Origin of the sequence: Bradyrhizobium sp. sBnM-33 (genome assembly GCF_032917945.1) — a bacterium.
In the GTDB taxonomy this organism is placed as follows: Bacteria; Pseudomonadota; Alphaproteobacteria; order Rhizobiales; family Xanthobacteraceae; genus Bradyrhizobium.
Window position 1 is genome coordinate 1,875,742 of record NZ_CP136624.1, and the last position, 19,965, is coordinate 1,895,706.

A 19,965-nucleotide genomic window follows, 5' to 3' on the forward strand; every position below is an offset into this window, starting at 1 on the left:
TAAGCGCTAAGCCGATCTTACAATTACATAGGGTAATCGCGGGGGTGGGGACACCGGCGCGGTTGTGATGCGTTGGATTAAGGTGGTTGCCCCCCGATAGGATGAAATACGGGCTCTCGACTCGACGCCGGGCCCAGCATCAAACGGGAGACAACCATGAAGCAGTTTATCGGCCTCGACGCGTCATTGAAAGATACAATCGTCTCGGTACGCAAAGGAGGCAAGCGGATCTGGCGCGGAAAATGCCCATCCGATCCCAAGCTGATAGCCGATGTCATCCGCAAGCGTGCATCGAACGCGGAACGCGTCGTGTTCGAGACGGGCCCCTTGTCAGTCTGGTTTTACCACGCACTGACACAGGAAGGATTGCCAGCGATTTGCATAGATGCGCGGCACGCCAAGGTGGCGCTAGATATGGCGCCAAACAAGACCGACGCAAATGACGCGGATGGGCTCTCGCATCTTGCCGAGGTCGGCTCTTACCGCGAGGTGCGGGTGAAGAGCTTTGACAGCATGCTGGTTCGCACGCTGGTCGCAGCGCGCAACCAACTGCTCAGGATGACAACCCAGCTGTCCAAACAGATCCGGGCCTGATGAAGACGTTCGATCTAGTCGTTCCCAAGGGGGCAGGACGCGTGTTTGAGGGCCATGTGTGCAGCCTGCTGGCGAACAATGCCGGCCTCAAGCAGATTATCAAGCCGTTGCTCGATGCCTGGAGGGGCATGCGCGCCCGCGCCGCTGAATTGAGCAAGCAACTTGTTGCTTCAGCCCGCGCGAGTGAGTAATGCCAGTTGGTTGCGTCGATCCCTGGCATCGGCGCGGTAACGACTTCCTCCTTCGTTGCAGCGATCGAGGATCCGGGAAACTTTAGAAAATCGCGCTCGGTGGGCGCCTGGATCGGTCTGACGACCAGACGCTACCAGTCGGGTGAAGTCGATTATGACGGTCATATCGGCGCGGCGACAATCATCTGCGCGGACTGTTGTATGAAGCAGCGACCGTGAATCGGCGAATCTTTGGCCTGCGCTTCTCGGTTCGCTGAGCCTGCGGCGTAGCCGGTGCATCCGCGAGAATTGCGCGGCGTGCCAGTCCGGCGAACAGCATCAAAGTTATGTTCTGTACGGCCGGGCGAATGGGCATCGTGTTGCCGTCTATGTGCCGGAAGAGCTTGTGCCGGAGGTTCAGCGCAGTCTGGACAACGGGCGGGCTCTGCAGGATCTGCTGCACCAAGCGGCGCCGCGATATATCAAGGCGCTCAAGCGAGCACGCGCCAGAGCTGCGAAGCGCGACGAGGATTGAGCGGTGTCCCGGATAGCGGAGCGGCAGGTCAGTTTTGCTGATTGGGAGTTGGTGCGTCAGGGCCTGTGCCTTGAGCCGTTGCTGCAGGCGATTTCCGATTTTCTTGACGACCAGAAGGACATAATCGACCAGGTCCGCTGCGATCTGACGCGGGGTTTGAAGAAGGCCGAGACGGGTCGCAGCGGCCTGACGCCGCAACAGGTGCTGCGCTCGCTGGTTCTGATGCGCGTCAAGAACTGGAACTATCGCGAATTACGTGAGCGGATCGCCGACGGATGCACGCTGCGCCAGTTCACGGACTTCTATTGTCTGCCAGTGCCTCGACATGATGCGTTCCACCGCGGCTTCAATCGGCTCACGCCCGAGACGCTCAAGGCGATCAATGATCTGGTGGTGCGGGCGGCGGTCGAGCTCGGACTGGAAGACGGCCAAAAGCTGCGTGTCGATACCACGGTGGTGCAGACCGACATTCATCATCCGACCGACAACACGCTGTTGTGGGATGTCGTTCGCGTGGTCACGCGCCTGATCGGTCGCCTCGCCACAGCGCTGGAGCGGCGGCGGATCAAGGGGTTCCGAGATCGGACGCGATCGGCGCGGCGGCGGATGCAAGAGATCCAACAAATGACCACAAGGCAGCGCCAGGATCAGCAGACCGCGATATATCGCGAACTCATTGGCATTGCCGAGGAAGTCATCGAAAGCGCACGAAAGGCGCTCCGGCAAACCCGTAAAGCGCGCGGCAAAGATATGATCACCGATCTGGCCATCGCGGAGACGCGCAAAGAGATAGAGCACTTTTGTGGTCTTGCAGACCGTGTGACAGATCAGTCGCGCCGCCGTGTGCTTAACGGCGAGCAAGTTCCAACGGCCGAGCTCTATTCGATTTTTGAGCCCCACACGGACCTCATCAAGCGCGGCAAGGTGCGGTCGCCGATCGAGTTTGGCCACAAGGTCCTCTTCGCCGAAAGCGCGCGCGGCTTGATCACGCAGTATGACGTGCTAGACGGAAATCCCATCGACGAACAGCATGTGGTTATCTCGCTGGTACGCCACAGGCAGACCTTCGGCGACGTCCCCAAATTGTACGGATCGGATCGCGGCTTCTTCAGCGAGAAGAACGTGATGTCGTGCAAGCAGGAAGGCGTCAAGGTGATGTGCATCCCACAGCAGGGCGGCACCAAGGCGCCCGAACGCGAAGCCTATGAGAAGAGCCGGGAGTTCAAGGACGGCCAGCGCTTTCGCGCCGGCATCGAGGGGCGCATCTCAGTATTATTCCGCGGTCGCGGCATGAAGCGTTGTCTCGCCGAAGGTCGCGAGCGCTTCGAGCTATGGGTTGCAGCCGCCGTGCTCGCCAACAACCTCATGAAGATCGCAGCCCTGTTGGCGGACCGATCATCGCGCAGACGAAAAGCCGCCTGACAATATCTCTTCAAGTCCCTCGCTTGCGGCGGAAATCTTATCCGCTGCACTTCAGTGCAACCACTGCACCGTCTACCGGACGCCTCATGAAATCGCGACGAAACTCGCGTCAAAACACATGGCGAATGCTAGCATCTACTGCTAATTCGCCCCGGTTTTATTGAGGAAATGGCGCCCTCAACACAAATGCAGGTGTTTCGCGACAGAAACTAGCTAGTGCAACGGAGGACTGGCCGGACGGCTTCATCGGAGACCTCAAAGCACTCACGATGGAGGCCGGCCGCAAGCAAGGTGACGAATAGCGAACGAAGAATGTCAATAAAAGAACCCGATCGCCAAGGATTGCTGACGTGTTGAGCCGTGAGGCCGAGGTCCTCATCGACCTTGTGGTATGGCAAAGCGCGCGGTCCGCGGGCCGCGCTCACAAATCAGATCCGAACTTTGAGCAGACTGCGTGCTCATCGTCTCATGCGCTGGCTCCGCCGCGATACTTATCCAGTGCGGTATCGAGGCACCTGATCAAGTGCCGTCCAGCGAAGGGCTTGGCCAGGAAGCAAATCGCTCCGGCGCTCAGCGCACGGGCGCGAACGCGATCATCGGGAAAGGCAGTGATGAAAATGAACGGTGCACTGTAACCCTGGGCCCGCATATGTGTCAGCAGGTCCAAGCCGCTCATAATCGACATCTGCACATCCGCAATCACACACGATGTTCCGTTCAGATGGGGCGAGCGCAAGAACTCCTCGGCCGACACAAATGTATGGACGATATAGCCGCGGGATTTCAAAAGATTATTTATCGCAGCACGGACCGACCCGTCGTCATCGACGATGGAAATGAGCGGAGGCGTGGACAAGACGATCCCCTCCTAACGCGGGAAAGGCGCTTGCCGAAGCATAGCCGCCTGGACAAAGGGTAGGCTTGTGGACCAAGGTGGGCTTGCGGGATGAAAATGTAAACTCATACTTAGGCTCATTCGGGGTGGTTGGCACAAATTCCGAGGGTCTCAGCCATTCTGACTAAATCGGCCAGCGACCGTGCGCCCATTTTCTTCATCACCCGTCCGCGATAGATCCTGACGGTCATTTCGGCGAGCTCGAGCTCTGCGGCTACTTGTTTGTTCATCAGGCCGGCAGCGACCAGTTTCATCACTGCCTGTTCCCGTGGGCTTAAGGTCTCGAACAAGGACTGCAAGTTCGCAACCGTCTTCTCAACTTCCCGCCTCTTGCGATCCCGTTCGGTCGCAGCGACGACAGCGTCAAGCAGCTCCTGATCGCGAAACGGCTTGGTAAGAAAATCGACCGCTCCACCCTTCATGGCCTTGACGCTCATTGGAATGTCGCCATGGCCAGTAATGAAAATAATCGGAATGTGAAGGTTCAACTTGGCTAGCTCAGTCTGCAGCTCGAGGCCGCTCAATCCAGGAAGCCTGACGTCAAGGACGAGGCAGCTGGCAACCTCCGGAAGGTTGCCTTGCAGCATTTCCTGCGCCGATCCGAACGCAGCAACGTCCAGGTTCACCGATCGAAAAAGATTCGCGAGCGAACGACGCATTGAGACGTCGTCGTCGATCACGAACACGATCGCCCTTCCGCTCGGCTCCTCGGTCTTCACGCCTTGGTGCGGCGAGTCGGAGCGCCCGGTCACGACACAACCTCTTTATGCAACGGAAGGGCGAATTGAAAAGTCGCGCCCGGCTCTTGCTTGCGGGCGATCGACAGGCTCCCTCCGTGAGCCTCCACGATCGAACGGCAGATCGAAAGCCCCATTCCAAGGCCGCTTGATTTAGTGGTAAAAAAGGGATTGAATACGCGATCCGCGTCGTCCTCGGTGATCCCGACACCACAATCAGTCACGGCAAGGTGCACGCGTCCCATATCGTCCTGGGATGACCGAATCACCAGTTCGCGCGGCCGGTCCCTGACCGTCTGCATGGCCTCAATCCCGTTCATCACCAGATTTGTGATCACCTGTTGCAGTTGAACCCGGTCACCCAGGATCACGGGGAGGGCCGGCGTCAACTCGGTCCGGAACGACACCTGATGGCTGACCAGCTCGCGTGTCACCAGCGCGATTACCTCCTTGACGATGTCATTGATATCGACCGGCACCATCTCGATCTCGCCTTTCTTCGCAAGCGCGCGGATGCGGCGGATCACCTCGCTCGCCCGAATCCCGTCCTCGATGATCCACTCCACTGAGCAGCGCGCCTCCGAAAGATCAGGAGTCTCGCGACCAAGCCAACCCAGACAAGCCTCGCCATTGGTGATAATGGCGGCGAGCGGCTGGCTTATCTCGTGGGCGATGGAGGTTGTCAGCTCGCCCAGCGTCGTCACGCGCGTCACGTGCGCGAGCTCTGCCTGTGCCTTCCGCAGTTCTCGTTCGGCCTGATCTGCGCGGATGGTTGCGGTGATGTCGGTGCTGACGCCGCGATAGCCGAGGAAATTGCCGGCAGCATCAAAAAATGGCTTGCCGCTGGTCCGGACGTAAATTGGAGATCCCATCTGGGTGACGGTGCGATAGATGAAATCGCGAAATGGAAGACGTGCATCGAGTGTCGCCCGATGCTGCCGCCACTTCTCGGGTTCTGCTTCGACATCGCGCGCAATTTCCCAGCTAAGCAGGCCGACGACCTCTGTGGCCAGAATGCCTGCTGCGCTGGTGTGCTCCGACAAGCGGGTGACCCGGTGGTCCGGTCCGGTCTCCCAGAGCCAGTCGGAGGCCGTTTCGGCGTAGTCGCGAAACCGCTGCTCGCTTTCGCGCAACGCAGCAAGAGCTCTTTCCAGTCGTTCCCTGGCCGCATGTTGCTCGGTAACATCCATATGCGTTCCGATGAGTTCGCTGACGTTGCCATCGCTGCCGACCACGGCGTGCGCAACGGAATGTATGCGCCTAATCGCGCCATCTGGAAGAAGGATTCGGAAATCATATTCGAAGTGCCCTCCCTTGTCTTTGATGGCCTGGCGTGGCACTTCCTGAAGCCGCGGCAAGTCGTCTGGATGGATGCGCGACCGGATGGTCTCTATCGATACAGCCTGTTCCGGATCGAAGCCAAACAGATGATCGACTTCGGCGGAGCGATACACAAATTCGAGACGGTCGACGTCCCAGGACCAACTGCCCGTGTGGCTGAGATGCTGGGCTTCGGCCAGATAGGCCTCGCTACGACGCAACTGCTGTTCCGCCTGCTTTGCAGCCGTAATATCCGTCACTGCGCCGACAAACTCGATATCACCAGAGGCGGTTCTAATGGCTCGTGCCAGCGCGTGGAGGTGCTTCACCGAGCCGTCCGGCATCAGCAGTCGGTATTCGTGCTCGAAATCCTCTTCGTTTTGGAGCGCTCGTTCGATGGTCTCTCGCACGGCAGCCCGATCTTCTGGATGGGTTCGATCAACGACGAGTTGCGGGATCCGTTTCGTCGACGGATCGTATTGGAAAATACGAAAGGTCTCCTTTGACCAGTGGACCTCGCCGGTGGCGACGTTCCAGCCGAAGCTGCCGGTGCGGCTCAATTCCTGCGCCTGGGCCAGATGGGCTTCGCTCCGCCGCAGGGCAGTTTCCGTCCGCTTTCGCTCGGTGATATCTTCGCAAGCGATAAGGACGACGAGCTTGTCTTCTGCCCACTGCATGGCTTTGGCGTTTTCGCGCACCCACAGCACCGAGCCATCCTTCCTGATCTTCTGGATCTCCCAAGTGTGCGATTGGCCGACCGTTTCAATGCACAGCCCGACGCGCTCGCAAACAAACGGACGATCTTCTTCCAGAAATACCTTCAGCACGGAATGCCCGACAAGCTCCGAGGGCGCATAGCCGAGCTGTGTTGCGCCAAACGTGTTGACGTTCAGGATCATTCCGGTGGCATTGACTGTGAATTGCATGACCGGGTTATGCTCGAAGATTTCGCGCCACTGTTTCTCGCGGTCGCGCAACTCAGCCTCGCTGCGCCGGAGCCCGGCCGCGGCCTCAAGCGCAACCTCCCTTTCTCGGCGGACTTTTCCGATCAGGTGCGTTCCAACAATTGAGGCAACAAGAAAGGCCACAACCACAGGAAGATCCTGCGGATCGTTCAGATTGAAAGTGGGCGGCGCAAAGAAGTAGGCCAAAGCAGCGACCGGCAAGATGAAAAGCATGGCAGAGGCTATGAGGCTGCCCATCAGAGAAAACACCAATATCATTTCCAAATAGCCGAACGCCGTCGCGGCGAATGGGCGTGAAGGTACAACGAAGTTAGCGTCATCAACGCCAGCGCGAAAAACTGCGTGGCTGAGCGTCCGAACCTGAACTTAGTAAGCTGGTTACTCATGATCCTAAACTATCGAAAGGAGCTGGAGAACTATACGAATGTTTTAACCCGGCCCTGGCGCTGATTTTCAGCAGCTAGCGCTAGCATTATCATGCCTCGGCGCAATTCAGCCATTATCTCAATGGCTTACGCGGAAGAGCGACTTCCGTGCTCCCCGGCTTTGATGACGCCGAAAGAAGCTTCGCCAAAAATTGGCCGATTGAGGCGGCCATCAAGACCTTCTTAGAACCCACACGGCAGTGCGCGTAGAACCGGTAGAGCGCAACAAGCGAGGCCGGCACTTCGAAACCGAGTATCAATCACGGGAAGCCTTTGGCGACATGCCTATGTTGGCCAGTCTCCTAAATCTAGGCCTCGAGTTGGGCGTCGGCCAGGCGCTGTGGACCGCACCGGGCGAGATCTTGGAGGGGGACCGCGCGGCTTTCGTGTCGACCCGCGCGTGGGTCTTGGTGGTGAGGCCTCCTCGGCTTCGGCCCACACAACGATCTCCACTCTTTTTTTGGCCCGGAGGCGTGCTGATGGATGCTTACAATCGAACTGCCATCGTGAGCCTTGACGACAGCATTCATCAGACCGATCCCAGATAGCCGCCTTGCGCCACCGGTTGAACCGATTGTCGTGTACGACCCGTATCGTTCCGGCAGGTGAAGGCCGGTGCCGCAGTCGAGTAGAGTTCGTTCAAGATAGCCACACCAACGCGACCACGCATAGTGAGCTGCTTCTGTATTGTTAGATCTTATCGATTGCGCTCCGACCTGTTTGGCCCGGAGCCGACCAGCATTTAGTGTCTTAAGGCGGTTTGGAGTGGCGCTTTGCAGCAGCGGTTATCATCTACGGTGTCGCCCAAGCCGCTCGGTAATATCGTCCCACTCGCCACAAGCCGAGCTGGCATCGAAGATGAAGTTGCCACCGGCAGCTTGGGGTCCAAGGATTGAGGATGTGATGCGTCAGAGCGCGCCCAAATCAACTACCAACTTCAGCAGTGGATGGAACTGACGCAGACATGGCAATCAGCATTAAATGAACGCCGCGCGGCGGCCAGATCAAGGAACTACGGATGAAATATGTGAAAGCTTTGATGCGGTGCCATGTCGGGAGTGCGCGTCAATGCCAGGGATGGAGTGAAGCGTGATCAAAGCAAGCGCGACGACAAAGTCGCTGGCTGGAAAGCCCACGCCTTCCGCTCCAGATGATGATCCCTATCTGTGGTTGGAACTGATCGAAGGCGCGCGGGCGCTGAAATTTGTCGAGTGGCAGAATGGCAAGACGCTGCAGGTGTTTGGCGGCGCGGCATTGGAGCGGGATCGCGATGCGCTGACCTCGATTTATGACCGACCCGACAATATCCCCTATGTCAGCCGGCGCGGCGGCTACCTCTACAATCTCTGGAAGGACGCCAACAATCCACGCGGCGTCTGGCGACGAACCTCTCTGGAAGAATTTCGCATGCCGAAGCCGTCATGGGAAGTTCTGCTCGACATCGATCAGCTCGCTATCAGCGAAGGCCAAGACTGGCTTCTGAAAGCGACGGCCTCACTGGCCGGCGATCATAGACGGATGATTTTGAGCCTATCGCGCGGCGGCAGCGATGCCGTCACCTTGCGTGAGTTCGATACCGGCGCGAAGACATTTGTCAGCGATGGCTTCGTCCTGCAGGAAGCCAAGGGCGGGGTTGAGTGGCTCGATCGCGATACGCTGGTGCTGTCGAGCTCTCATGGGCAGGGCATGGCGACGACCTCCGGCTATGCGCGTACGGTGAGGCTGTGGCGTCGCGGTACGCAGGCGGATCAAGCGCCGGTGATCTTTGAGATCGCAGCCGATCATGTCGGAGCCGGCTGCGATGTCGACCACACCGTTGCGCCGCCGCGGATGTGGTTCGTCGATGGGGTGGACGCCTTCAATTTTGCCCGCTGGCTCGGTGACGAATCCGGTGCCACGACTAGAATCAATTTGCCAAGCAACGTCTGGATGCTCCCCCATCGCGATTGGCTTGCCATCAAGCCGCGCGAATCCTGGTCTGTGGCGGAGCGGACCTATGCCGCGGATACGGTGCTCGTCACCTCGTTGGCGGCGTTCCTTGGAGGCAACCCTCAGTTCGAGGTTCTTTTCGAACCGGGCCCGCGCCGCGCGCTGCAGGGATTCTCTTGGAGTGCAGGCAAGCTTGTGCTCTCCGTTCTCAACGAGCTGCGGCCGTCCTTCGAGATCTGCACGCCATCCGATAAAGGGTGGACCCGCGCGCAACTGCGCGGGCTTCCCGACATCGGGGTCGTCGACCTCTGGCGCCTTGATTGGGATCCATCGGAAAGCAATGGCGACCTGCTCGCCGTGAGCCAGGATCCGCTCACGCCAGCTTCGCTTATGCTGATCGAGAATAACGTCGGCAATCCGACCGTGCTCAAGCAGGCGCCGAAGACCTTTACCGCGGATGGGCTGGTGGTCACCCAACACGAGGCCATTTCGGTTGATGGCGAGCGCATCCCCTATGTACAGACCGGTCCGGCCGACGAGACGGGCGATGCGCCCGTCCATATGAGCGGCTACGGCGGCTTTGGGATCTCGGTGAGGCCGTACTATAATTCAGCGCTTGGCAAGCTTTGGCTCGAGCGCGGCGGCACCACGGTGCAGGCGAATTTACGCGGCGGCGGCGAGTTCGGTACGCGCTGGCACGATGCCGGCCGACTCGGCGGTAAGAAATTGTCGCACGACGACTTCGCTGCCGTTGCCGCCGATCTCGTGCGTCGCGGCGTGACGGAGCCGAAGCGGATCGCAGCCCAGGGCGGATCGAACGGCGGCATCCTCATCACCAATATGCTGACGCGCTATCCGGAACGCTTCGGCGCGCTGTTCTGCACGATCCCGCTGATCGACATGCGCCGCTACACCAAGCTTCTGGCAGGAGCAAGCTGGATTGCAGAATATGGGGACCCTGACAAGCTCGATGACTGGGAGTGGCTCAAGACCTATTCCGCGTATCATGCCGCCAAGCGCGGCCAAAAATACCCGCCGATCCTGATCGCCACTACGCGGCGTGCGTGTTCATCCCGGACACGCGCGCAAGATGGCCGCGAAGCTCCAGGCGATGGGCTACGAGGCCTATTTCTACGAGCCGGCGGAGGGCGGCCATGGTTACAGCCGGGACAACAGGGAGCGCGCCGGCTTCGAGGTGCTGGGCTTTCGGTTCCTGAAGAGCAAGATCGGCTGGCTTGACGGCGAGGCTTAGGCCGGCCCGACGTTTGTGATCCCACAGACTCCAGCGTGATTGTTGCATGACATTTCAGCGGTAGGAGATTGGAAAGAAGCTCGGTTTGACCAGCCCTTTCTGAGGCCTACGCCGTCCAGCGGCATCGGGGGCAGCCTTTCCATTTCTAGCGCTTCAACGTTCGCCTGGAGAATACGATTGCGCAGCCGCCAATTTCGAGGCCGCAACCTCAACAACGATCATGGCGAGCTGGCTTGCCTGAGCTAGGCGCCCGTTCGCCCCACACAAAGGAGAAACGAGATGAATCAGCGGGATGTGGCCGAAGTCAATCTTCACGACCTACAGGTCTCGGATCCGCTGATTGGGAAATGCCAGCACTTGGTGACGGAAGTGGCGATTCCCTATCAATGGGACGCGCTGAACGACCGCAATCCCGCAGCGACACCGAGCCACGCGGTAGAAAACTTCCGTATTGCCGCCGGACGTGCGAAGGGGGAGTTCTACGGCACGGTTTTTCAGGACAGTGATGTCGCAAAATGGCTAGAGGCGCTTGCTTGGTCGCTATGCCAGACACCCAATCCGGACCTGGAGAAAGCCGCCGATGAGCTGATTGAATTGATTGCGGCCGCCCAATGCGGCGACGGCTATCTCAACACCTATTTCATGCTAAAGGCGCCTCAGGACCGCTGGAGCAACCTAGCCGAATGCCATGAGCTTTACTGTGCCGGCCACTTGATTGAAGCGGGTATCGCTTTCTTTCTGGCTACTGGCAAACGACGCCTGCTGGAGGTCGTTTGCAAGCTTGCTGACCATCTCGGCACAGTTTTCGGCCCGGAGCGCGATCAGTTACACGGCTATGATGGCCATCCAGAAATTGAACTTGCATTGACGCGCCTCTACGAAGTAACGCAGGAGCAGCGATATCTGACGCTAGCCAATTATTTCGTGGAGCAACGCGGCACAGAGCCGCACTTCTATGACATAGAACACGAGAAACGCCGGCAATCCTGCCACGTCAAATCATCTGGCGTGCCCTTGACGGTGAAAAATAAAGCCTATAGCCAGGCGCACCTGCCAATTTCGGAACAGCGGACCGCAACCGGTCATGCGGTTCGGTTTGTATACCTCATGACTGCGGTCGCTCATCTCGCGCGGCTGCGTCAGAACGAGCAGCAACGCCAGGCTTGCCTGCGGCTATGGCAAAACATGGTGCAGCGCCAGATCTATATCACCGGCGGTATCGGCTCGCAAAGCTTCGGCGAAGCGTTCAGCAGTGATTACGATCTGCCGAACGATACTGCGTACGCGGAAAGTTGCGCGTCGATTGGCCTGATGATGTTCGCGCGCCGTATGCTGGAGATGGAAGTGGACAGTCGCTATGCCGACGTGATGGAGCGCGCGTTCTACAATACGGTCCTGGGCAGTATCGCTTTTGATGGGCGTCACTATTTCTATGTTAACCCGCTCGAAGTTCATCCCAAAACGCTGCGGTCCAATGGCATCTACAGTCATGTCAGGCCGGTGCGGCAACGCTGGTTTGGCTGCGCCTGCTGTCCGCCGAACATCGCACGCATCTTCACATCAATTGGTCATTACATCTATACGCCATGCTCCGACGCGCTCTATATCAATCTCTATATTGGCAATAGCGTGGCGGTATCGGTCGGCGGGCATACGCTGCGGTTGCTCATGAGCGGCAACTATCCTTGGAGGGACGAGGTGGAAATCGCTGTGGAATCTGCACAGCCAATCGCCCACACGCTCGCCCTGCGCCTGCCGGCATGGTGCAGCGCGCCGGAGACGACCCTGAACGGCGAACCTGTCAATTGCGAGTCGCGCAAGGGCTATTTGCACATTCACCGCACGTGGCGGCAGGGAGATCGGGTCAAACTATCGCTGCCGATGGAAGTACGCCGCGTATACGGTCATCCGCAACTTCGCAATTTGGCGGGCAAGGTGGCTATCCAGCGTGGCCCTTTGATTTATTGTCTGGAAGAAGCCGACAACGGGACCGAGTTACACAACGTTTGGCTTCCTGCAGAAAGCCGGTTTTCGCTTATCGAAGGCACTGGTCTCTTTAGCGACAAGATTTTGCTGCAGGCTGATGGGGCCAGGTTGCAACACACGCATTCTGAAGAAAGGGCGCTTTATCAGTACGACAAAGTGCCCGGACAGCTACAACTGCAGCCGCTGACATTCATTCCGTGGTTCAGCTGGGCTAACCGCGGCGAAGGCGAAATGCGGATTTGGATTAATGAGCGTTGACGCGAACGCCTGAGTCGCGCGTCAAGTGCGATCAAGTTTGGCCGTGATGATGCCGTATCATCTCGGGCGCATCGGAGCTGACCCTTGCTTTCTTGACGGGCGGACCATCTTGCAGTGCGTCAGCCGTGTTCGGATTATCTACGCTGGCTGTCCGATAGTCAGCTAGATTGCCGCCCAGAAACAAGACCTCGGTCTCCTCGGTCGGTATTCCCCTCACCCAAACTCGCAACTCCTCATCTCCAGGAGCATGGCCGCGCTCTAAAATACCGTTGATTTTTTTGGTCGGCCAAGCGGTGACACTCGGTACCGTGTAGGTGTGTAACTTCTTAGCGTTCTCTGCAATTGCCTTCGCGCCATGCTCGGTCTCGTCCTTTGAAAGGAGCAGTCGTGAGGGGTCCTCGCACAATGACACAAAAGCACTCTCTGTAACGCCTTGGGTGTGCAATGCAGCGAGGCGCGCCATATCAATTTCGTCCTCCCTTTCGTCGTCCGAGCAGATAGCGGCCTTAGAAACATGCGGGCTAGCGTGAGCACGCAAATCCGCTAAGGAACGCACATGCGCGATGGCACTCACCTCCTTCTCTAGGAGCGGCTCGCAATCGATGTCCTCGTTCTGAAAACGGTGTAGCGGCAGATACGATGATGCCAACACGTCCTCGAGAATGCGGTCGCCATCGATACTGCCCGCGGAAGATCCGGTTGTTCTTGGCCACTGTGCTGTTCGCTGCTCAGCCAGCCTGATCTCGTTCCTGAGCGCCTCAACGTTCGCTCCGGCCAGTGATGCGGCAAGCTCGGCGCGCCCTCGGATGAACGATGGGGCCGGGCACCGTTCGCTTTCCTGGATAGCGCACGCTCCCAGATTGCCTTTCGTCATGATCGAGGGCGATCCAACTTCGGAATCTGTCAAAGCGGTAGCTGAATCAGACGTTTGGTGGATTGGCCGAAGGTCACTTAGCTGCTGCTCAAAGTTCGCTTGGTCCGCGGACGGGTGTGCTGGTGACCTGGTTTGTCCGCTCAGGTCGTCCGGCTGTTCCGGCGCCCGTTGATGCTGCCGCAGGAGACCGTAAGCTTGAACGGAGTCTTCTGCAGTGTTCGGTGTATCGATATTCATTGTGTTCCCCGCGAGCATAGGTGCATCGGTCCTATTTTTGTAAGGGGGGCGGCTTTCGAGAAGCTGACGAGTCAGAGAAGGAATGCCACTGACGCCCAAACTTTTTCGATCGCTTCCCGCTCAGCTGCCATCACTGCGGAGGAGAGCGCCCCACGAACCTGCATCGGCGGCGCGGATCCACCCTCCGCCACGAAGCGGACGACTCGTGGCCTGCAACAGCACCACTACAGGATGTCAGAGCCGTGGGGGCGATAGGGCTCTCTCCTTTCTAGTCGCGCTCGCCGTCGTGGCTCGCTGCGGCGCCTGCGGCCCAGGCACCCGAAAGATCTACCGAGCTCAGCCGCAGCGCAAGCATCGGCCGGGCAAGGCTCATCATTTTGATTTCGACTTCAGCATGATGGCCTGCACGGCCATAGGGCGATCCGCTGCCCCGTACTGGGCTGCTAGCGGAGCGGCAAACGGAGGTTGCAATTGCTTTCCCCTTCCCGACTCAAAACTCTCTCATGCTCATAGGAGCCTTTCTTCGGCAGACACCGATCCTGCTGCACCCGCAGAAAGAACGCTTTGGCCATTGGCTCATATTCTATTTTCTCTAAACCGCGTCAGCTTCTCGAAAGCTAACGATAGTAGCGTGGGAGGTCGAGAGCGAACGCTGCTCAGATATGCGAAACGGCTCCAATCGGACGGGAACATGGCCCCATTTAACAAAATCAATCCGTTCGACAGAGAGTTTGCTGCCTACAACTCCACGGTCCAACAGCCGCAACAGCAGCAAGTGGATTTTGCGCAGCATTTGGACGAGCTGCCTCAGATGGATGCCGTTAATCCCGACAGAGAGTTTTCGATATCTCTGAGGAAGACGATCGCCTCATCCAAGCAGCGGCCGATGCAGCCCGTGATCGGGGGACGCCGCCGAGCACCGTCACCGTCGGCATTTATGATCATCATCTTCGCAAATTGGCTGATGTGCTCAAGCGTTCTGGCCAAACTATTGCTATGCTCGATGACGAGTCGTTGCTCGATCGCGCTAAACGGCTGTTTCCGAAAGACAAGGTAATCGTCCCCGCGTTGTCAATGCTTAGTCGATATCGTGAGCCCGGTGCCGCCGCTCGCCCCATTACAACACATTATCGCGCTTCCAAAGAAGATGACCGCCTCATCAGGGCGGCGGCCGAAGCAGGCTTTGGTCGAGCGATCGACCGGAAAACCGCCGAAAATTATTCTAGCAATCTTCGCAAGTTATCTGCAGCACTCCGGCCTTCCTCGATTGCTATGCTTGGTCACGATTCGCTGGTCGGCCACGCTAAGAGGTTGTTTCCGAGCGACAACAAACTCATCTATGCGTTGAACAGGCTTCGTGAGTACCGCGAGAGCGCGGGCAGGGCACTTCGCGCGAGGAGGGAGGCAGTTCGCGGTTGCCATTAGGGCCGGCGGCCCATGTGCCCGTGCAAAGTTTCGGTCAGGAACAGCTTTTGGGTAGTGCCGCGGATCGGGGCGGCCCGGTGCTGGCCGACAGATTCGATGCGCCGGAGCTTTGGCAGGGAATGGGTTCAGCCGCCCACTGGCCCGCGCAGAGTGTCGACCAGGAGCAGCTTTTGGATGCCGCGGATCGGGGCGGCGAGCCTGCAAGCCAGCTTTGAAGAGCGCGTGAGCGGACTGCGAGACGGTTCGGGCTCGGGCAGGTCCAGGCGCGGCTACAGCCAGGCCTTTGGGGAGGACGTGGCGCTTATTCGCGAAGCCAAGCGAGCAGCCCGCGACAAAGGCGTACCCGAGCGTTGCGTCACGAACGCGCGAACTGATGTACAAGATCGAAGCATCTGGCTTCGCTAGAACAATAGGGCTCCAATAGCGGGCCGGCTTGACCACGATTCCCTTGTGGCCGATATGCGGGACTATATCACCAATGGTGGTGGTCCCCGGAGTGTCGTGTCGTCGGTGAACAAGCTCCTGCCCGGGACACTCCCGACGCTAGACGACCTACTCGGTCGAGCCCCTCGCGCCCTAGATCCCTATCCCCTAGATGCCCGCCTGATCAACGAGGCGTTGTGGCACGCCGCGCGCGACGTTGGAGCCTCGACTGGTGAGCAGAGGAGGCCTATTCATATGCGGGCTACCCGTCTTCGCGCGCTCAGTGACTGGCTGAAAAAGGAGAATAGGGGGAGCTCGTTGGCCGGCTCAACGGCAGTCAGCGGCAGTCAGCGGCACCAGTACGCGTTTCAGGAAGACGTTACGGTGTTCAGGGGATCGGGTCGAAATCGAACACTAATGGACGGGGATTTGGCGATCCTTCGGAACTACCTACAAACGGTCGACGCGGACCAGGCGCTGGGGTTGCAAGGCCGCGAGCAATCGGGTTTGCCCGCAATGGAGGGCGATCAGGACCCTTCTGTCGGGGCTCCGTTGTCAGACATCTATGGCGGTCTTGAGCCACTGGTTCACCTGAATGCGCCCACACCGTACGATTTGCGTGACGATGCTCACCCTGCGCCCGCGCTGGACCTCGCCGGACCGTCTGTCAGGGCTCCGTCGCCAGACATCCACGGCGGTCTTGAGTCACTGGTTGATTTGAATGGGCCCACAGCGCACGATTTGCGTGACGATGCTAAGTCTGCGCCGGCGCTGGAACCGCCGGACCGTCGTCGTCTGCCAGGGCCCGTCGCCAGACATCTACGGCGGCCTTGAGTCACTGGTTGATTTGAATGCGCGCACAGCGCACGAGTTGCGTGACGATGCTGACTCTGCCCCGCCCTGGACGCCGCCAAACCGGCCGTAAGTCGTCCGGAATCGTCCCACCCGGTAAGCGGTTCAGAGGCATATCACGCAGCGACCTGATTTCTGTTTCGCCGTTCCTGCAGGACTTTCCCACGGCACCTACCAGCTGCCGGACGCGGGCAGGGGAGGGCAATTGGTCGACGTCAAGGCCAGCCGCGAGCTAGCCGACGTTTTGGTTCGACATGGATGGCAATCGCACTGAGAGGCTTCGAGATTTGCAAGAGCGGGTTAATCGGCGCGAATGCGAGAGTGACTGCGTCGCTGATCAATCAACGCGGCAGAAGCCACGCTGATAGTGCGATCTTCTGTCGCCAGCGCTCGCCTTCGCATATTATTGATGACGAGCTTTGCAATCGCTGCCGGCAGGAAAATGATCTGGACTTTGAGGCCGCGAACCCAAGACCAAAGCGATCCTGACGACCCCAGGAAATCACACCATCGCTGTTGCGGGACCGATTACCGGGGCGAATCCGCCTTCGGCCGCCAGTGAAGCAGTTCAAGTGCGCGGGCGATACGCAAGATATCGCGCGCAGGTCACTACCCTTCACATCCGTAGCAGCTACGACAGGATTCCTGCATTGTCCGCACCGCGACACGCGCCAAGATAGTTGGATCCGATTCACCCCCTGCGGCCAGAGTTAAGACCTTCTCGGCAAGGCATGCCTTCAACGAAGACGTCCGCCTCGCTTCGGGCACTATCCGGACAGCATGCTCCAAAACACCTCTCAACTCAGCACATACTTTATTTTGCGCGGATTTTGCAGGCGTCATGATGCTACTCCACAAAATAGAACCTGTTCATGCGGGCTCCGGCCTACCCAGCCAGTGTTTCCAAAAAAAACATAGAACTCGGCACCCGATGGCCCCTTCCGTCGAGTGAGTGTGGCAGTCGGGTTGGGGACGGTCACACCGACGAATACAGGAGATATGATGAGGTCATGTGACAGTTCGACGAAGGAATCACTGCGGCTCGCTGGGATGTAGTGCCACTCGATCTGCCGGTGCTGCGACCAGCCCGTTGCCATGCTGGTGAGCTCGGTGCCGCGGGGGACGATCATCGCTGGACAAACGTGGAATGCAATCACAGCGTTGAGCTCGCGCGCGACCCGCAAGACTGGCGACGAACGTATCAACGATAAGCAAGACGTTCGCGCGTGAAGTCATCGACGATGGCCAGGATGCGGAAGCCAGAATAGATTTCAACTTCTAATTGGTCGAGAGCGTCCAGGCCCTCATCGCGCTCTTGGGGAGCTCAGTTCATTTAGCGGAAGACCGAAGCGCTCTGGCACTCCCGGGGGCGGCGCGTAGCCGGCCAAGGAATGGCTTCAATGCTCTTTCGATGGCGTCCCGATCAGCCAACAGCTTTACCTTCGTCCACAACCAGATCGTCTCGTCCATGTCGACATCCAGTCCAGAGAAGAATTCGATGCGCTGGCTGCCTCCGCGTCGCTCAACGCGCGAAGTTTGCGCCACAGTCAGTTCCCTTGCCGCTCACCACAGTGCCAGCCCAAAATCCACCCGGTATCGCACTCGCACTACGGTTCATCCGAAGATGTGCTGAACGATGCCTCCTTTTTTTCAGACGAGAAGCGCGTAATCCTATCGTCATGGCCCTTGGATATGTATGGTCAATTCTCCCCGGCGCTTCGCGAGGTAACGCTTATCCTGCATAGACTGTATCTGGACGACATGCTGGCGGCGCTGAAGCAGCTGGACGAGAAGAACGGCCCGCCGCCACGCGGGGATTGGCCACGCGGCGGCCTCGTTTCAGCAGGCCTGACTGCACTGCTGCTGACGAGCCGCAGCGTTCTATCGACAGACACGCTGCGATGAGGTGGTATCGATCGATGCAAGCCTCGCGCACACCGAATCATTCGCGATCGGGCCGCGAGGCAAATGTACTGCCCCTTGCTGAAGAATGGCACGATTGGTCAGTAGTTCCAAACTAAGTAGGCATCCGGGATGACTTCGATTGATGATAGCTTAAGTGAGATCAAATCCGTGCGGAACGACATTTGGCGTTGTCGTAGATTGCTTCAAACCGAGCTGCCTGATGCGGAGCGAAAAGTCGTTGAGAAGCGCCTGCTTGAACTGCGTTCCGCCTTTGAACGGCTCTTAGCAACCACATTTCCTTTGACGTTGAGGCTGTGTGGTCAATTCGGAGCCTGTGCCGCCCGGCCGCGGCTGTCGATGCCAGACCATTGCGCCAACCGGCCGCGCGGATCGATCTCCAAGAGTTTGACACCGGAACGAACATCGCTGCCGTGACGGGAGATGCCGCGCAGCACACCGTCCCGCGAGGCCACCACCGGCCCGCCGGAGATGGCCGATTACGAGATCCTTGTAGATGCGCGTGCCGATTTCGACTGGCGCCCGCCAACGGCCGGCGAAGTTTGAGTAGACAAAGCGTTTCCGCGCCTAGATCACCAGCCGGTTCGCAATGGCGTCGGCAGCATCGGTCCATCCGTCTCCGTCGACGATGCCGATCCTGCCGGGTTTCGTCTGCGACATGGAGACGAGGACCTGCCCCCGCCTACTGCAGTCGGCGCGAACCGCTTTAAGCATCTGCATGGTATCATGGACGCGCTCACCGGCGACATCTTCCATCTGCGCGGTGTCGGCAAACAGCGCGTCATGAAAGGCCATCTTGCCCCGGATCACAGGCGGGCGTGCAGCACGCGCTTTCTGTCCGAAAGCAAACCCTCGGCTTGTCTCAAATCCGCCAATCTGTTGCGAACGCGACGTTGCGCAAAAGTCCGAGGGCTATCGCGTCGCTTACGCTGGCCTAAAACCTTGCAGGAAATAAGCAGATAAGGGCCAATGTTTTTTGCGATCGCCGCACATCCGGTGTTTTGCCCCGACAATATGGATGCACTCGGCGCTTTCAAAGATGCGCGCATCGTTCACTTCGCAATGGTGCAACGGTTGCGGGCAGATCGGGTGCTGGACGATCGATCGATTCCGACGGCCGCCCTCTAGCCATCATAGCCAATCTGGTCGGCCAACCGTGAAGCTGCATTGCCTGCTCGCGCGCGACTGCGGGCAATTGTTGGCGCCGCGCTCGGGGCTACAGAAGAGGCTGTCAGAGCTGAAGCCCACCCGCGACGGCAAGAAGGTCCATTTCAAGCGTCATCAGCACCGTCACTGCGGCCAGATCGAGAAGATCGCGGTCGTTGCCAAGTCCAACACGATCGTACTGTTGCGGGGCGTTCCGTGACCGGCGAGGAACTGGTCGCCACGCGTGCACGAGCTGTCGCCCCCGCTGCCTGAGACGGTGCTGGATCGGAATTGTCCGCCCAAGAGAAGAGGCCTTTCATCGGAGCGCTGAACTCCGCTCAAGGAATATCGAATGGCTGACATGGCAACGCCGTTTCTCGACGAGATCGGTGAGATCTCGCCACTCCCCCAGAAGCTGCTCTGTCTCCTGCAGGAGCAGGGGTTCCAGCGCGTCGGCGACTAGAGACTATCAAGGTCGCCGTACTGTCACTGATGCCATCAACCGCACTCTCCAAAGGCGGTGGCGCGAAACAAGTACCGCGCAGACCTCTACCATGGCATCAGCGTCGGGGAGCGGGGCGAAAATTACCCACCGCG

Annotated in this window: 12 protein-coding genes and 3 pseudogenes; 10 read left to right on the plus strand and 5 right to left on the minus strand. The window is 58.8% G+C overall.

The features are described from left to right. Nucleotides 1-156: 156 nt before the first annotated feature. The 3 genes and pseudogenes from RX328_RS08605 to RX328_RS08610 form a co-directional block, all read left to right on the plus strand. Nucleotides 157-1,003: pseudogene (locus RX328_RS08605) on the plus strand (IS110 family transposase); the annotation flags it as partial. Between the two features lie 59 nt (nucleotides 1,004-1,062). After that, the gene (locus tag RX328_RS43325; protein WP_375293238.1) at nucleotides 1,063-1,299 is read left to right on the plus strand and encodes a hypothetical protein; all 237 of its coding nucleotides are present in this window, start codon (nucleotides 1,063-1,065) and stop codon (nucleotides 1,297-1,299) included. Nucleotides 1,300-1,302: 3 nt separating this feature from the next. Next, the gene (locus RX328_RS08610; RefSeq protein WP_317258651.1) at nucleotides 1,303-2,721 is read left to right on the plus strand and encodes an ISNCY family transposase; all 1,419 of its coding nucleotides are present in this window, start codon (nucleotides 1,303-1,305) and stop codon (nucleotides 2,719-2,721) included. 466 nt (nucleotides 2,722-3,187) lie between these two features. Here RX328_RS08610 and RX328_RS08615 read toward each other — a convergent pair whose 3' ends face one another. From RX328_RS08615 to RX328_RS08625, 3 genes and pseudogenes are all read right to left on the minus strand, one after another. Further along, the gene (locus tag RX328_RS08615) at nucleotides 3,188-3,577 is read right to left on the minus strand and encodes a response regulator transcription factor (RefSeq protein WP_057852051.1); all 390 of its coding nucleotides are present in this window, start codon (nucleotides 3,575-3,577) and stop codon (nucleotides 3,188-3,190) included. A gap of 116 nt (nucleotides 3,578-3,693) precedes the next feature. Further along, nucleotides 3,694-4,368, minus strand: coding sequence for a response regulator transcription factor (locus RX328_RS08620; RefSeq protein WP_108522965.1), 675 nt, complete (start codon nucleotides 4,366-4,368; stop codon nucleotides 3,694-3,696). Continuing rightward, nucleotides 4,365-7,024, minus strand: a pseudogene (locus RX328_RS08625) (PAS domain S-box protein). Before RX328_RS08625 ends, RX328_RS08620 begins: the two are co-directional and overlap by 4 nt. Nucleotides 7,025-8,152: 1,128 nt before the next feature. On the opposite strand from RX328_RS08625, the pseudogene RX328_RS08635 reads away from it, so the two are divergent. Both RX328_RS08635 and RX328_RS08640 read left to right on the plus strand, forming a co-directional pair. Beyond that, a pseudogene (locus RX328_RS08635) lies at nucleotides 8,153-10,244 on the plus strand (prolyl oligopeptidase family serine peptidase). 279 nt (nucleotides 10,245-10,523) lie between these two features. After that, the gene (locus RX328_RS08640) at nucleotides 10,524-12,488 is read left to right on the plus strand and encodes a glycoside hydrolase family 127 protein (protein WP_213255624.1); all 1,965 of its coding nucleotides are present in this window, start codon (nucleotides 10,524-10,526) and stop codon (nucleotides 12,486-12,488) included. A 31-nt stretch (nucleotides 12,489-12,519) separates the two neighbouring features. Here RX328_RS08640 and RX328_RS08645 read toward each other — a convergent pair whose 3' ends face one another. Continuing rightward, nucleotides 12,520-13,599, minus strand: coding sequence for a hypothetical protein (locus RX328_RS08645; protein ID WP_213255622.1), 1,080 nt, complete (start codon nucleotides 13,597-13,599; stop codon nucleotides 12,520-12,522). Nucleotides 13,600-14,556: 957 nt separating this feature from the next. On the opposite strand from RX328_RS08645, the gene RX328_RS08650 reads away from it, so the two are divergent. Next, on the plus strand, nucleotides 14,557-15,024 hold the full coding sequence (locus tag RX328_RS08650) for a hypothetical protein (protein WP_213255620.1): 468 nt from the start codon (nucleotides 14,557-14,559) through the stop codon (nucleotides 15,022-15,024). A 3,621-nt stretch (nucleotides 15,025-18,645) separates the two neighbouring features. Then, nucleotides 18,646-18,768, plus strand: coding sequence for a hypothetical protein (locus tag RX328_RS08655; RefSeq protein ID WP_256441713.1), 123 nt, complete (start codon nucleotides 18,646-18,648; stop codon nucleotides 18,766-18,768). 21 nt (nucleotides 18,769-18,789) lie between these two features. On the opposite strand, the gene RX328_RS08660 is transcribed toward RX328_RS08655, so the two are convergent. Continuing rightward, nucleotides 18,790-19,017 carry a hypothetical protein gene (locus RX328_RS08660; protein ID WP_317258652.1) on the minus strand — a complete coding sequence of 76 codons (228 nt, stop codon included), beginning with the start codon at nucleotides 19,015-19,017 and terminating at the stop codon, nucleotides 18,790-18,792. Nucleotides 19,018-19,191: 174 nt separating this feature from the next. Here RX328_RS08660 and RX328_RS08665 point away from each other — a divergent pair, with 174 nt between their 5' ends. The 3 genes from RX328_RS08665 (at nucleotide 19,192) to RX328_RS08675 (ending at nucleotide 19,831) form a co-directional block, all read left to right on the plus strand. Continuing rightward, nucleotides 19,192-19,350: a hypothetical protein gene (locus RX328_RS08665; protein WP_190242193.1), complete on the plus strand. Its 159-nt coding sequence runs from the start codon at nucleotides 19,192-19,194 to the stop codon at nucleotides 19,348-19,350. 28 nt (nucleotides 19,351-19,378) lie between these two features. Next, the gene (locus RX328_RS08670) at nucleotides 19,379-19,588 is read left to right on the plus strand and encodes a hypothetical protein (RefSeq protein WP_213255615.1); all 210 of its coding nucleotides are present in this window, start codon (nucleotides 19,379-19,381) and stop codon (nucleotides 19,586-19,588) included. Between the two features lie 132 nt (nucleotides 19,589-19,720). Continuing rightward, nucleotides 19,721-19,831: a sigma 54-interacting transcriptional regulator gene (locus RX328_RS08675; RefSeq protein ID WP_108522956.1), complete on the plus strand. Its 111-nt coding sequence runs from the start codon at nucleotides 19,721-19,723 to the stop codon at nucleotides 19,829-19,831. The last annotated feature ends 134 nt before the right edge of the window (nucleotides 19,832-19,965 follow it).